The sequence below is a fragment of the Paraburkholderia sp. WC7.3g genome (genome assembly GCF_050436345.1).
GTDB lineage: Bacteria > Pseudomonadota > Gammaproteobacteria > Burkholderiales > Burkholderiaceae > Paraburkholderia > Paraburkholderia podalyriae.
This window is the reverse complement of record NZ_JBNDMA010000002.1, coordinates 1482449-1496546: the sequence shown is the minus strand read 5'-3', so window position 1 is coordinate 1496546 and position 14098 is coordinate 1482449. Positions and strand designations below refer to the sequence as shown.

The 14098-nt window shown below is 57.3% G+C and carries 10 protein-coding genes and 1 pseudogene; 3 read left to right on the top strand and 8 right to left on the bottom strand.

Going from position 1 to position 14098, the window contains the following annotated elements:
- Positions 1 to 25 precede the first annotated feature (25 nt).
- The gene (locus OKW43_RS18405; protein WP_429444494.1) at positions 26 to 1129 is read right to left on the bottom strand and encodes an IS5 family transposase; all 1104 of its coding nucleotides are present in this window, start codon (positions 1127 to 1129) and stop codon (positions 26 to 28) included.
- Positions 1130 to 1155: 26 nt separating this feature from the next.
- Positions 1156 to 4002, bottom strand: coding sequence for a DUF4011 domain-containing protein (locus OKW43_RS18400; RefSeq protein WP_429448933.1), 2847 nt, complete (start codon positions 4000 to 4002; stop codon positions 1156 to 1158).
- Positions 4003 to 4243: 241 nt separating this feature from the next.
- Here OKW43_RS18400 and OKW43_RS18395 point away from each other — a divergent pair, with 241 nt between their 5' ends.
- The gene (locus OKW43_RS18395) at positions 4244 to 6106 is read left to right on the top strand and encodes a DUF262 domain-containing protein (RefSeq protein ID WP_429448931.1); all 1863 of its coding nucleotides are present in this window, start codon (positions 4244 to 4246) and stop codon (positions 6104 to 6106) included.
- Positions 6107 to 6217: 111 nt separating this feature from the next.
- Here OKW43_RS18395 and OKW43_RS18390 read toward each other — a convergent pair whose 3' ends face one another.
- From OKW43_RS18390 to OKW43_RS18365, 6 genes and pseudogenes are all read right to left on the bottom strand, one after another.
- On the bottom strand, positions 6218 to 6361 hold the full coding sequence (locus tag OKW43_RS18390; protein WP_429448929.1) for a hypothetical protein: 144 nt from the start codon (positions 6359 to 6361) through the stop codon (positions 6218 to 6220).
- 605 nt (positions 6362 to 6966) lie between these two features.
- Entirely contained in the window at positions 6967 to 7884 is a 918-nt protein-coding gene (locus OKW43_RS18385) for an H-NS family nucleoid-associated regulatory protein (protein WP_429448927.1), read from the bottom strand.
- Positions 7885 to 8455: 571 nt separating this feature from the next.
- Positions 8456 to 8728, bottom strand: a complete 273-nt coding sequence (locus tag OKW43_RS18380) for a hypothetical protein (protein WP_429448925.1) — start codon at positions 8726 to 8728, stop codon at positions 8456 to 8458.
- Positions 8729 to 8861: 133 nt separating this feature from the next.
- Positions 8862 to 9400, bottom strand: a pseudogene (locus OKW43_RS18375) (SOS response-associated peptidase family protein); the annotation flags it as partial.
- A gap of 181 nt (positions 9401 to 9581) precedes the next feature.
- On the bottom strand, positions 9582 to 10085 hold the full coding sequence (locus OKW43_RS18370) for a hypothetical protein (RefSeq protein ID WP_429448923.1): 504 nt from the start codon (positions 10083 to 10085) through the stop codon (positions 9582 to 9584).
- 708 nt (positions 10086 to 10793) lie between these two features.
- On the bottom strand, positions 10794 to 11714 hold the full coding sequence (locus OKW43_RS18365) for a LysR family transcriptional regulator (RefSeq protein WP_429448921.1): 921 nt from the start codon (positions 11712 to 11714) through the stop codon (positions 10794 to 10796).
- Between the two features lie 93 nt (positions 11715 to 11807).
- Between OKW43_RS18365 and OKW43_RS18360 the strand changes: the two genes are divergently transcribed.
- Together OKW43_RS18360 and OKW43_RS18355 are read left to right on the top strand one after the other, a co-directional pair.
- Entirely contained in the window at positions 11808 to 12851 is a 1044-nt protein-coding gene (locus tag OKW43_RS18360) for an LLM class oxidoreductase (protein ID WP_429448919.1), read from the top strand.
- Positions 12848 to 13978, top strand: coding sequence for an alkene reductase (locus tag OKW43_RS18355; protein WP_429448917.1), 1131 nt, complete (start codon positions 12848 to 12850; stop codon positions 13976 to 13978). Before OKW43_RS18360 ends, OKW43_RS18355 begins: the two co-directional genes overlap by 4 nt.
- The last annotated feature ends 120 nt before the right edge of the window (positions 13979 to 14098 follow it).

The following is a 14098-nucleotide window of genomic DNA, read 5'->3' as shown; positions in this document are numbered from 1 at the left end:
TTTCGCCCCATTACCGCGATTTTGGCTACTGCGGGCGGACCTGTCCCAGAGAGCGCATGCGCACGAGGTTGTAGGCCGCCATGTTCAACACGAACATCTGGTCGACTCTCTTCAACCCGCGCACCATCACCTGGCGCATGCGGCCTACCGTCTTCGCCCACCCAAAACCTTGTTCGATCAGCTTGCGCTTTTGCTGCGATATCGCGTAGCCCACGCTGCGCGCAATCGCATCGGGCACCGCCGAACGCCGACCCGAGGTGTTCTGCGCCACGTGCGGCGTGACCTTCATCTGCTGGCAAGCTTCGATGAATTCCTGTGCGTCGTAACCCTTGTCCGCCCCCAGCGTGATTTGCGCAGCGGCATCGTCCGCAACTTGCCGCGCGTCGTTGATCATGACCTTGGCCGCTTCACGTTCTGCATGTCCGTCAGCCCGGCTCACACGGGCGTTGACCACCAGCCCATGGCGGTTGTCAGTCAGCGTGTGGCCCATATAACGCAATTCACTGGCCGTCTTGCCCTTACGGTAAAGCCGTGCATCGGGATCGGTCTTCGACTCGTGCGTTTCGTTGCTTCGCTTGCTACCCTTGAAGTCACTCTCGCCGCTGCCACCGTCGTTATCCCCATCCTCGCCATCCTTGCGCACGAAGCTCTTGTGGCCCGCCCACGCCTGGATCAGCGTGCCGTCCACGCTGAAGTGCTCGTTCGACAACCAGTTCTGCTTCTGCGCGATGGACAGCACTTCGTTGAAGAATTCGACCACCGCATCGTGCCGGATTAAACGCTCGCGGTTCTTCGTGAACACCGTCGGCACCCACACTGAATCGTCCATCGACAGACCGATAAACCATCGAAACAGCAGGTTGTATTGAGTTTGCTCCATGAGCTGGCGTTCAGACCGGATGCTGTACAGCACCTGAAGCAGCATGGCCCGCAGCAGTTTCTCCGGCGCGATGCTCGGCCGGCCTCCCTTGATGTCGGCCTCGTACATCCCGGCAAACAACCGATCCATCTTCGCCAGCGCCTCGTTCGCCATGACGCGAATCGAGCGCAGCGGATGTGAGCTCGGAACGAAATCGTTGAGCTTACGCACGGAAAACAGACTCTCGGTGAACGTGTCGGCGCCGCGCATGATCTCCTGGCCAGTGGGTGAACTTACTAGATCAACGCTTTTACCATCCTTCGCGATGACTTCCGTGCGAGGTATTTCCGCAACCTGCTAACCCGCGAATCGAGAATAAGCGGCGGCAGACCGACGGCCGCACGCAACTGCTCGGTCGCTGCATCAAAGCCGGCGACAACCGGACCAATAGCTCGGGCCGAATCGAGGAGCGCGGCTTGCCACAGCGGCGACCATTCGGTTTGAACCACGTGGGCGAGCGGGCTGGACGTCAGTTGCCCTTCTCCCATCACTTTTGCGTGAACATCCAGAAGCTCGGCCGTCTCGCGCAGCGTTCGCATAGCGACTGAATCGTGAACCCGAGCGGACGGCCATGACAGCTGCAGGACGGGCAAGTCATGCCCGGCGACAACGCGGCCGATTGCCTCATATACGCTAAGCCCGTTCGGGTATCTCAGATGCAGACGTTCAACATACCCATTCAACTGGTTGCGCAATCCCTCCAATCGAGCGGCTTCTGCATGCCATTCATCGGGTTCCATGGCCGCAGCGGAATCCCACGAAGTACGTAGCTGCTCGAGCACTTCCGTCTTACGTGCTTTGCTGGAATGCAATTCGAGGCAGAAGTTGCCAAGACCAACATCGGCGAGGCGCCGGTACACTACATCAAGCGCCGCCATCTTCTCTGAGACGAATAGCACACGCTTTCTTTCCGCTAGACACTGCGCAATCAGATTCGAGATGGTCTGGCTCTTCCCGGTTCCCGGGGGCCCAATCAGGACGAAGTCTTTTCCTTTGCTTCCCGCCACGACCGCGGAAAGCTGCGACGAATCGGCCGGCAATGGGCAGAAGGTGTTCTTCACCGGCAGTTCTACGTCGAGCCTTCTGGCGTCAGGAAACTCAATCGCGCTCTCATAGGAATCGCGCGGCGTTTCAATGAGGTGCCGTACGACCGCATTCTGTTTGAGCTGCTCGGTTCGCTCAGTCAAGTCCTTCCACATCAAATACTTCGCGAACGAGAACGTCGCGAGAACGACTTCTTCGACTACCTCCCAACCCTTGATGTCCTTGACTGCACTGGATACGGTTTTCCAGATTCCCGCGACATCCAAGCCCGAATCATCCTTCGGCAGCTCGGTGTCCTGGATACCCAGCTCCAGTTCGAAATCCTGGCGAAGCATTTCAATCAGCGTCGGATTGAAGCGCGGTTCGTCATCGTGCAAAGTCAGGCTGAACCCTGAGCGCGCACTTCGCCGCTCAAGCGACACCGGAACAAGAATGAGTGGCGCGCGATACTTCTTGTCGTCCTTCGCTTCACGTGTCCAGGAAAGAAAGCCCAGCGCCAGATACAAGGTGTTGGAACCACCCTCCTGCAAGTTTGTGCGTGAGGTCCGAAAGAGCTCGACAAGACGAGTATCCATCTCGTCTTGCGAGAGCCCGACGAAAACTTCTTTTCGCTTCAATGCGTCAATCGCATGGGAACGACGAATGTTTTCGCGCTCCCGAGCTTCGTGGATTGCCTGGCTACGTGGGTCGTTGCCGTCCATCAGGTCGGGACGCGTGAGCAGCTTGATGGCATGCCCCTCCGCCAGAATATCTTCCAGTTGGCCGGGGTCTGGCGCTTCTAGCTTCAGAGATTTCTTGCCGGCCTTGAAACTGAGCAGATTATTGCGAAGTGACAGGTCAAGCAGCTTCCGTTGCCAACGAGTCAGCCGGTCCTCCGGGCGTTCGACAGCCTTGTCTTCCAAGGAGCGTTCCAGTTCTTCTGGCAGTTCCGGAGCGACCTCGAACCCTCTCTCGAGATTGACTTCGTCCGTCCCGACAGTCCCACGTTCAATCGCCTGCTCGCTGGCAAGCGGCTTGATACGCTGCATTCGCGCGCGGCGGATGTCGATAGCCAAATGGAATTTTCGCTCCGCCTCTTCGGAAATCTGCTCCTCGCCGTTCGCAATAGCAAAGCTGAATGCCGGATGGGGGCGATGCGTGAGCATCGTCGACTCAAACAGCACCATCTCCTTCAATTTCACGCGTTTCCGGAGCGCCGTAACATCGTCGATAACGGACGTCGAGAATTCTTCGGGTTTCAGCCAGACGCCTGGGAATGCGTGTCCATCCGTGAAAATAAGCACAGCGTTGAGACCGGCCTGTTCGAGCGCGGCACACACAAACAAAGCGAGGTCGAGACAGGTCCCAAGGCCCGAGTCGGCTATCTGGCTGGGGCTACGCACCTTCTGCCCAGACTGTTCGAAGCTTGCCGGCGGCACCGCATAGTCAATGCCCATCGAGCCGATGGCATTCCAGATGGCGGATGCCAATTCCCAAGCTCGCTTTGCACCTTCCTGATACCCGTTGATAGCCCCTGACTTGCCTGCTTTGTGAAGGACGTCCGCGGCCTTCTTCAAGACCCGCTCCACCGCCTGTTCGTTCGGCTGAACGAATGCCGCGACCATATCGGGTAAAGCCGCCAGGCCGCCCCATTGGTTGCGTGGCAGCAACTCGACAGTTGATTCAAACGAGGCAAGCTCGAGAGGTTTTGCTGACCCCGCCGTAAGCTTGAACGTTATGAGTGCCTTTTCTGACTCGGTCAGACGGCCGAGAAGCGCGCCGTCGAGCAAAAGGTCGAGGTCACTGATGCGTATATCTTTTCCGGCGGCGACGTAGTCTAGGTTCCATGTCTTCGTCTTGAAAAATGACGGCTCAGACGAAGCGGTGAGCCGCAACTCTTTAATGTCATCGGCGGTCTCATTAGCGAGCGAAAGCTCGTGGACGACCGGAATGGCATTTTGGAAGTCGGCCAGATTTATTTTGCCGGCGAGCGTGGCCCTAATCTGCACGCAACGCGGCTCCTCCGGCGTGTCCGCCGGCTCGACTATAGTCTCGTCCATCTGGCCCCCAAAATCGACTTTACCGACTTCACTCTCGTTTTTTGATTCTGCTGCCGCTCGTCCGATTCTAAACGACCGATAAGGCCGTGGAATTACCCGCTGATTGCTGAATGAGTCAGCATGCATGATTCGACGGCGGCGCCCCGCGACATCTTCGCATAAATCGCGCCCGAACTGCAGGTATCATCGCTGCTCTTCCTGCACATCGTTGTCGAAGCCGCGAAAAAGAGAGACCCAGCTGATGGATGCAAATGCAATCGCCTTGCTCGACATCTTTGAAAAAAAGATGCGACTCGAAATCCCAATGTTCCAGCGACAGTACGTCTGGAACCAAGAGCACCAATGGGAGCCGCTTTGGGAAGACATTTCCCGCAAATTCACTGAATTCATTGAAAATCGGAAAGACGCGCCAGTACATTTTCTAGGCGCCATGGTCCTCGACCAAAAACAAACGCAAACTGGACGCGTGGAACGAAGAAGCGTTATCGATGGGCAGCAGCGTCTGACAACACTCCAGATTTTCCTCGCAGCGTTCCGGGACTTTTGTAGGCAAGAGAGTTTCGACGAGTTCGCCGACGAGTGCGAAAAGTTCACCCTCAATTCCGGCCGCATGGCCGAACCAGAAGTCGAACAGTTCAAGGTTTGGCCGACTCTCGCCGACCGAGCGCAATTCAGGGACGTTCTGACGGCCGGCTCAAAGGCCGCATTGGAAAAGGTGCATCCGCTAACGCGCCGACCATACGCTCGCAAGTACGACCCTCGGCCTCGCATGGTCGAAGCGTACCTTTTTTTCTATGACCAACTCGTTGAGTTCTTCAAGGGCATCGACGGCACCCCTCTAACGGGCCCAGATATGCCGCTCGGTGCCCGTCTGGAGGAGTGCTTTGAAGCACTGAAGACAGCCCTAAAGATTGTAGCAATTGACCTGGACCGTGACGACGATGCCCAAGTAATTTTCGAAACGCTCAATGCCAGAGGCGAACCGCTGCTGCCGGCAGACCTATTGCGAAATTACATTTTTTTGCGCGCGGCCCGGCAAGGAGAGCAGCAGGAAGAGCTTTATAAGCGACACTGGTCGGAGTTTGACGAGGCGTTCTGGAGAGAGGAAGTTACACAAGGCCGACTTCGCCGACCTAGAAGTGACCTTTTCATTCAACATTTTCTTGCCAGCAAACAGGCGCGCGACATCCCCATCAAACATCTGTTTGTCGAATACAAATACTGGGTCGAGCGAACCAAACCATTTGAGCGCGTCGAAGACGAACTGAAAGCTTTGGCAAAACAGCGCGGCGATTTCCGAAGGATAGCCGTCGGCAGCGAGTGCGACGTGCTTGGAGGGCTAGCTCACTTTTTGAATGTGTTCGACGTAAGCACGGCATACCCACCGTTGCTGGCAATGCTTGACCAGTCCGCAAACGACGCGGAGATGTCACGCGCGGCAAAGATTTTGGAAAGTTACCTGGTACGTCGCGCAGTATGCGGCGCCGATACAAAGGCCTATAACCGCATGTTTATGGGTCTGACTCGAGCTATCCGGCGCAGCGGCGCGACGGCCGACGTGGTAATCGGACACCTAACGGCGTTGCACAATTCGACGGATGAATGGCCCAGCGACGACGCGTTTTCTCGCGCCTGGACGAGCAGGAACGCGTATTCTCAACTCAATAACCTTCGCATTACCCATATACTCGGACGCCTGAGTGAGACTTATAGGACCTCGAAAACAGAGGTCGTAAGCTTCGATTCGCCGGTAACCGTCGAGCACATTATGCCGCAAGGCTGGGTCGCGCATTGGCCCCTGCCGGACGGCTCGAAGGGCATCGAGGATGCCTGGCTTGGCGACGAGAACGACGCCGCTGTTTCGGCAAGCCAACGCCGAGACGACATCGTTCAGACTTTCGGCAATCTAACTCTTGTCACCGGCAGTCTAAACAGCTCAATCAAGAACGGTCCTTGGGGAAATAAGCGCGCCGAGATTCTCACGCACTCACTCCTGCCTATCAATGGCCACCTGCACCAGTACGAAATCTGGGATGAGGTCGCTATCGAGAAGCGCGGGAGGGAACTGCTTGAACGCGCGTTGAAAATCTGGCCACGCGGCTAGCTTCGGTCAGCGAAAATCCTCGATGGGGCCGAATGGCGCCCCATCGGCCCCGTAAAACCCCAACCTTTCCGACGAATCCGCGGCAAAGAGAGCCGACAATCTCCGCCCACCTCATTTTGTTCGTTCCCGACTGCGTACCAAAGCGATTTCAGCATCAACAATGACCAGCAGCTCGTCGATATTGCCGCGGAACTCTTGCTCTGCCGGCTGATATGGATAGGCAAGCGCTGTCGCGGCCCGCTTAAGTTTCGTCAAGCGACCTGACGAAGTACAGCTGACGCGAACGACGCGATTAGAACCCGCTGAGCCCGTTGACCTAGGACAAAGATAGAACGAATAGCCATCGGCTCGCGCTTCGGCGCAAAGCTCGGGCCGACTGACTGTAAACGCCGACAGGATGTCGCTCGACTCATATGAAGACCCTCAAACGTTTTATTGTGCGTTAAGCGTAGCAGGCGCGTGCAGTGTGTAACCACCTCGCGTCAGCATGAATACTTTCCGGCCTTGTGTGGCACCGAACCCGATTGCGCAGCGCTTGTCCACGGCGGCGGGACGCCCTCCCTCACCATTCGCCAGGAGTCGTCGACAACGCCGAGAAATTTAAGGAGGGCATCTGTCGCCGTCGCGTACGGCGGTGACGACGACTGGCGAGCACGCGAACGTCGCGAGTGGCGTGAACATGAATGGCGCCGCCTGGAATGGCGTGAGCACGAGTGGCGCGAGCGTCGTGATTGGCGCGGGTATTGAAACGACGCTGGCCATCGCAACGTCAGGCAACACAGCGCAATTAAACGTCGTCAGCTTGGTGTACCCCGTGGAACCACAAAATCGCTGGTCCACCGGGCACCTGACAACTACGTTTAGGTCGTCAACACGACATCAGACTCGACCGTGGCCACCGGAGCCGGCACAGCCACGCTCTTGCGCGGCGCTTTTTTTGCCGGTACCTTCGCGCCCACGGCCTTCTTGGCAGCAGTTCTCTTCGCCGCCGGGGCCTTCTTCGCCACAACCTTTGTGACCGTCGGTTTCAAATCGGCCGCCGCGCTGGCGCCAATCAAAAACTTCGTCCGGTCTTTCGCACTGGCTAGCCACGCCGGAGCCGGACCGCGTCCGCTCCAGGTCGCGCCGGACTTCGGGTCGCGATACTTAGCCGGCTGCGGACCTTTCGGCTGACCCTTGGTAGAGGTCGCACCAATCGCGTTCGGGGTCTTCTTCACCGCAGTCTTTGCCTTGCTCGTCCCACCCGCGTTCGCCGCAACTGTCGCTTCAGCACCACTTGCAATCTGGAACTTACTCCTGTCTTTGGCTTCGGCAATCCACGCCGGCGCACGGCCGCGTCCACTCCACGTCGCGCCTGACTTTGGGTTCTGGTACATCGCTGGTTGCGGCCCACGGACAAAGTTGCCAGCCGCCTTCGCTTTGCTGGCAGGAGCCGGCTTCGCCGTCGCTGTACTTCCGTCAATCAAGAATTTGTCTCGGTTCTTCGCGGCGGCAATCCAACTTGGTGCCCGACCGTGTCCGGTCCAGGTTGCACCACTCTTCGGGTCGCGATACTTGACCACAGCAACACTGTCTTTGCTCATGGTCTTAGCAACTGCCTTCGTGGCGCGCCGCTTGCTGCCAACGTGTGCGTCAATGTCAGCGGTGGTCAGGCCGTGCTTCGCCATCAACTCGCGAATCTTTTCGATGACGCCCGACGATTGCTTTGCAATCAGCGCATCCGCTTGGGCCTGCAATTTTTTAATCTTCGCCTGCATTGCTTCCAAAGTCGTTGCCATCAAGTGGCCTCCTCATAAATGTGGTTGCAATATGCCACGGTCGCGCTAGAAAAGGCTAGTGCATTGACTAAAGCGGTGTGTCACCAAAAATCACAGCACTGCGTCGCTGCCCTCCAGGCTCTTCAATGCGGCCCGCTCACGGCTTGTCCTTGCCGCTAACATTGCCTGGTGGTTCTCGGGTACTTCCACCGCTCCTCCTTCGGCGTTGGAAGAGAGCGCCGAATCCGACCGCGACAAGCAAGGCCGTCATCAGGTCGGCGCTCATGCCGGTCGCGCTACTGGATTGACTTGCGCTAGAAGGAGCAGAAGCTAATGTTGTCGTCAGGAATCCCGATGCCGCCATTCTCAGCAAGATGTGGCAAGTCGCCCAGAAACCGGGCGCTCGGGTGCAAGGCGATGATTGCGAGATTTACGGTTCTGATGGCAGCATCGTCGCATAATGAGCCGCGATTTCTGACTTGGGCACTACAAGACGTCTGCCGGCATTCCGCGATGAGGTACGTTGATGAGGTAAGCGCATCGCTAGTGCTCACACCATCAAAAGCGAACAACGAATCGATGGCTTTCGCGGTTAGTCCCCAAACGGGTCGCCGGTCTCTTTGACTTCGGTATTGAGGTTGTATTCCGCACGCGTGACCTTGAGCACGCCCTCGATGTCGCGCTCGAAGCCGACCGCGTTGCCGAAGTGGGTCATGCTCCAGTTGCAGCCTGTCTCGTCAGCCTCTTGCAACTGCGGCCGCGGCACACGAGTCTTCACGCCATCTTCGACGATTTCCTGCAGTCGATGGATTCGCCGGTTGACCTCCTGCTGAAGCTGCGAGGCATTGAGCGTTTTGCGTATCATCCAAGTCTCCTTCCAGTTGCTCAAGCCAGTCTAACGCAGGTGAGGCGTTCTGTGACCTTGCGCTGCAATGCAAAATGTCTGAGAGGGGCAGGCGCCTTGGTTCGCCGGGGTACGATGTCTGCCTAGCCAATCGCTATGCCGCAAGTCGGTGCTCGTAGAATGGCCGGTGCCGGTCATCAAGAATTCCGTACATCGCCGCCAGGTTCTTCGGGTCTGGGTTGAGCCATGCATCTATGTTTTCCGGCTTGAGAGGAATGATGCACCGGTCATGTCCTGCGGCGGCTACCTCTGGAGGAGGTTCATCCGTGATGGCGGCAAATGAAAGCAGGTCTGGCTGCCCCGGCACGCTCCATCGTGACCACAGACACGCGACATGCATCAGCTCGCCGTTGCTCGGACGAAACTCGAGAACGACATTTTCATCGCGCTCGTCTCCTGTAACGTGCCTTCGAACTTCGCCTTGCTCACATTTTCGTAGAAAACTTCAACAAGAAGGACGGCATGCGTACGTCCAAAGCATGGTGCCCAGAAACCTTCAAGACTATCCCGGCGCGCATTGTAAGTCCCGGGGTATTTAGTGTCGTAAAACGAGGGCTTTCCAGCAATCCGGCACTGATAACGCATGGGTTTCACGACCCGTTGGCCATTCTCCATAACCATCACGGGTGCGTAGTTGGGGTGCTCGACGCATTCGATACTGATGAAGAGGCAGAATCAGCAGGTCTTGCGTGGTGTCGCGCGTGGGTCGATAGCCACGAGTAGTGAGGGGCAAGGCGCTTCGCCGTCGATTGCGTCAGCTAACGTAGGGCGACACATAGAGCGGGCCCGACGCCGCATTGCCGTGTCGCATTTGTCACCGGGTTTGCTGAGCGAAGGGGTTGATGGGGTACACCTTCTCGGGTTCCTTGACCCGTTCGAGCATCTGGACCTTAGACCAGTCCGCCACCTTTGCCTCCAGGCCCCGCACCACATTGGTTTCCAGCGGCTGTATTCCAGCGTCACCGTTGAAGTTGGCACTGAACGCTGAGTGAAACCGATACTGAAAGTATCCTGAGACTTCGGCTATTCGCTCAGGCGTTTTTGAGTCCGTGTAGATGACGGACTCGGGCGAGAACGGGTCGTAGTAAATCACGTTCGGGTAGTCAGTGTTGACTGCAACGCGCGGCTCATCGCAGACCATCAGCGACCCAACTAGCTGAATTGAACCTTTCATGCCCTTCGGCGTCTTGAATACCCAGATTCGCTCGGGTAATCGTCCCGCGAGTTCCGAGAGCTTTGGGTTGTTGGAACCAAAGTACCCGACCTCACGGTTCTTGAGCTTGGTTTCGAGCTTTTGCCAGTAGTAGAAGATGTCCATTCAACGACGCTTGATTGTTCGGTTGGTTGATAGATAGATAGATACATGGTGATTTTACCAACTCAGTGCATGCGGCCCGTCTGGCGCATGCCGCTCGTCAAGAGTAGGCGTATCGTTGGGTGTCAGCTGCAGACTCAAAATTTTTTTCGTGCGCAAATCTTCCAAGCACGTGGCCAGATTCCCGCACGCAGCGTGTCCCATGCGAAATCATCACCCCTCCATCGCGGTATACATACTGCTGCGCGTTCCGCGTGCAGCCGCGCGACTGGTCGGACATCAACGGCAGCGGCCGCGGGACAACCGGTACTGTGGGATAGCCTTGAGACACCGGACAGGGTGGCGAAGTTAGCGCCCTGAGGCGAACGGCTGACGGGCGACGCTGGCTCCGAGGGGCATCTCATGATGCTTGGAACGTGTCTGAAGGCCTCGCTATGGATAAGGCGGGGCTCAACTTCACCAAGGGGCATTCACAAAAACAAGAGATGTTCACTTGAGAGAATGCGCAAAGTTGCGAAGTGAAACAAAGAGCCTACGGGGTTGCAGCGCTGACGGTGCGAGACGATGCTTGCAGCTCGGCCGGCGGCGGTCGTGCCGGATGGCGAAGAGCGACGCTGGGTCCTTCGGGTCGAGACGCACCCAGCCTTCGCCGTATCTGGCGACAGCACGGGTCTGGTACCGAGTACCGCGAGACCATCCGACGCCTGATATTCAAGGCTTGAACCCGGAGCTAACGTCGTTGGACAACCGGATGAGCTCGTCAATCACCACGCGGACTCGTGGCTGGACATATTTTGTTCTCGGCCAGATGACATGAACCGGCATCTCCCCCCCAGACCATTCGTTGAGGATTTCAATCAGGTCCCCGTTGCGAAGATGCGCACCCACAAGCCAGGTTGGAAGCTGAGCCACGCCGCAACCCGCTACCGCAGCATTTAGCATCGCCTCACCGTCTCCCCACTCATGCCGCGCTCTCACCGGCGTGAGTTCAAATTCGCCAGCGTCATTCCGAAGCAGCCACGCGGGCCGGCGACTTCGCTGTAACCCCGCAATGCAGTCGTGATTCAGAATCAGGTCTGCCTTGTCTTTAGGCTTCCCGTGTTCTTTAAAGTATTGAGGCGAGGCGCAAATCACCAGACGCTGTTCCCCAAGTCGTCGCGCGGCAATGTCAGCGTCATCCTTCAATTGGCCGATTCGAACGGCAACATCGACGCCTTCGGCGATAAGGTCGACCAGCCGCTCGCTGAAATTCGCCGAGATGTCCAGCCGAGGATAGCGGCGCGAAAGTTCGAGCAGCGACGGAAGCACGTGTCGCCGGCCAAAGGTGGCCGGCAACTCAATTCTGACCCGGCCCACCGGTTCCTGGTGTCCTGTGGCCAAAAAGCTCTCCGTCTCGTCCAAATCCTCAAGCACGCGCAGACAGCTGGCCAGGTAAGCCTCTCCTTCGTTCGTTAGGGTGAGCCGCCGCGTGGTTCGATGAACCAGCTTGGCCCCGATACGTCCCTCTAACCGCGTGACGGCTTTGCCGACCGCACTGCTGGTCAAACCAAGCCGAGCGCCGGCCGCCGTGAAGCTTCCCTCCTGGGCTGACAGGACGAACTCGTTGAGTCCATCGAATCTATCTTTCGACATGATTTGAGAATCGGGGGATTAAGTAAATGGAATTCTAGGCGGTTAATGGCCTTCTCGGACGAAATTAAAATGGAGCCAACATGGAGAACCCGTATGAACGCCAACGTTGAACAGGGCTTGAGCCGCGCCCAGCTTTCTGAACAGCGTGCTTATGCGCGGCTCTTTTTGCGAGAGAAGCTGACCGTCGGCCTAATTCTGCCGCTTGAAACCCACCCGAACAGGCCGGCGCCGACGATGCGAGACCACGTTACGATGGCTCAGAAAGCCGATAGTCTCGGCTTTGCTGCCCTCTGGATGCGCGACGTCCCGTTCTATGACCCAGACTACGGCGATGTCGGTCAGGTTTTCGACCCCATTCCGTACATCGCCTATCTCGCTGCCTTTACTGGGAAAATAGCGCTCGGAACGGCAGGAATCGTCTTGCCGATGCGTGAGCCGTTGATTCTTGCCAAGCAGATAGCTTCGCTTGACCAACTATCGGGCGGGCGCATGGTCTTGGGCCTCTCATCTGGCGACCGCCCGGCCGAGTACCCTCTCTTCGGCATCGACTTTGAGACAAGAGGCGAGCGCTTCCGTGATGCTTTCGATGTCTTCACCAGAGTGCTGCACGACGATTTTCCCCGGTTCTCTTCGCCCAGATTCGGAAGCTCGAGTGGAACGCACGACCTTGTACCGAAGCCGCCATTCGGTGGGACGCCGACCGTTGCAATCGGGCGAGCACAACAAAGCTTGGCCTGGATTGCTGAGAACATGGACGGGTTCATTGGCTCCTCCCCGGTGCCCGAACAGCTGCCATCGTTCGCGAAACAATGGCACGCTCAGGTTGAACAGACCTGCGGTCCCGAAGAATTCAAGCCTCTTGGTATTGGTGGATTTCTCGACTTGGTAGAGGACCAGAATGAGCCGCTTATCCGCACGCGCGGCGGATTTCGAGCCGGGAGCAAAGGCCTTGCGAACTTTCTGCACGACGCTCAAACGGCGGGCGTGAATCACATCGCGCTGAATCCCAAGGTTAGTCGACGCCCGTACGCTGACCTGATGGAAGAGCTCGCTTCCGAAGTCCTCCCGCACTTTCCTTCACACCCGAGTCCGAATGCACGCTGGCTCCCTGACGTGGTCATGCAAATCCATCTATGAAAACCATTTTCGAACCATTCAATCTCTCTGGCACCGCACTAAAGAATCGCATCGTCATGGCTCCGCTCACGCGAGCACGCGCGTCGCGCGAAGTCGCTGATGAACGCATCGCCCTCTATTACACGCAGCGCGCTACTGCTGGCCTGATTGTCAGCGAAGGCACATCGATTTCGCGAGAAGGAACGGGTTATCTCTTCAACCCAGGCATCTACACGCCGGAGCAAATCGCCGGCTGGCGCCTGACTACCGATTCAGTTCACGCCGTCGGAGGAAAGATTTTCGCGCAGCTCTGGCACGTCGGTCGCGTTTCCCACCCTTCGATTCAGGATGATGGGAAGGTGCCCGTCAGCCCCAGTTCCAAACAGGCAGTGAACGCGAAGGCCTTCGCCTACGACGATAACGGGAGGCCCAACCCCGTAAATACGCCCACGCCTCGTCAGCTCGAGACGCAGGAAGTTCGGCGTATCGTCCAGGATTTTGCTCAGGCTGCCGAGAATGCTATGAGGGCAGGTTTTGACGGAGTCGAAATTCATGGCGCGAACGGCTATCTGTTCGAGCAGTTCATGAACCCGCTCGTCAATGACCGGAGCGATTGCTACTCAGCCGACAACATTGCGAATCGGTTGCGCTTCACTCTCGAAGTCATCGATGCCGTTGCTGGGCGTATCGGTGTTGCGCGGGTCGGCATTCGAATTTCGCCTTACGGCAAGCTATTCGACATGCCCTTCTATCCGACCATTGATGCGACATACACTGAGCTCTGCCGCGAAATCGGGAAGCGAAAGCTCGCGTATGTTCACGTCATGAATCAGTCGGGATACTCGCGCCTGGACAACGCTCTCGAACCGGAAGCCGAGTCGGGATTCATGGCCCTCCTGCGTCTCCTGAAAGGCTTTTTGCCACATACTGCGCTCATTCTTGCAGGTGGTATGTCGCGAGAACTTGCGGAGGAAATGATTGACGCTGACGTCATCGACCTCGTCGCATTCGGCGCAGCATTCATCAGCAACCCTGACCTCGTTGCCCGCCTTCAGAATGATTGGCCATTGAGCCCCGCGAATCCGGCGACCTTCTATGGTGGCAGCGCAGAGGGTTACGTGGATTACGCTCCCTACGCTCCGTCTTGAGGGCAATCGTGGTGCCAGATGCTAGGGTTATCGACCTTGGCAGATTTCGAGACTCTATCTTCCAGACCGAGACCAAAGGCGCGAACAGCGAGTGACAGTGAACAAAAAATGGACCTTCGT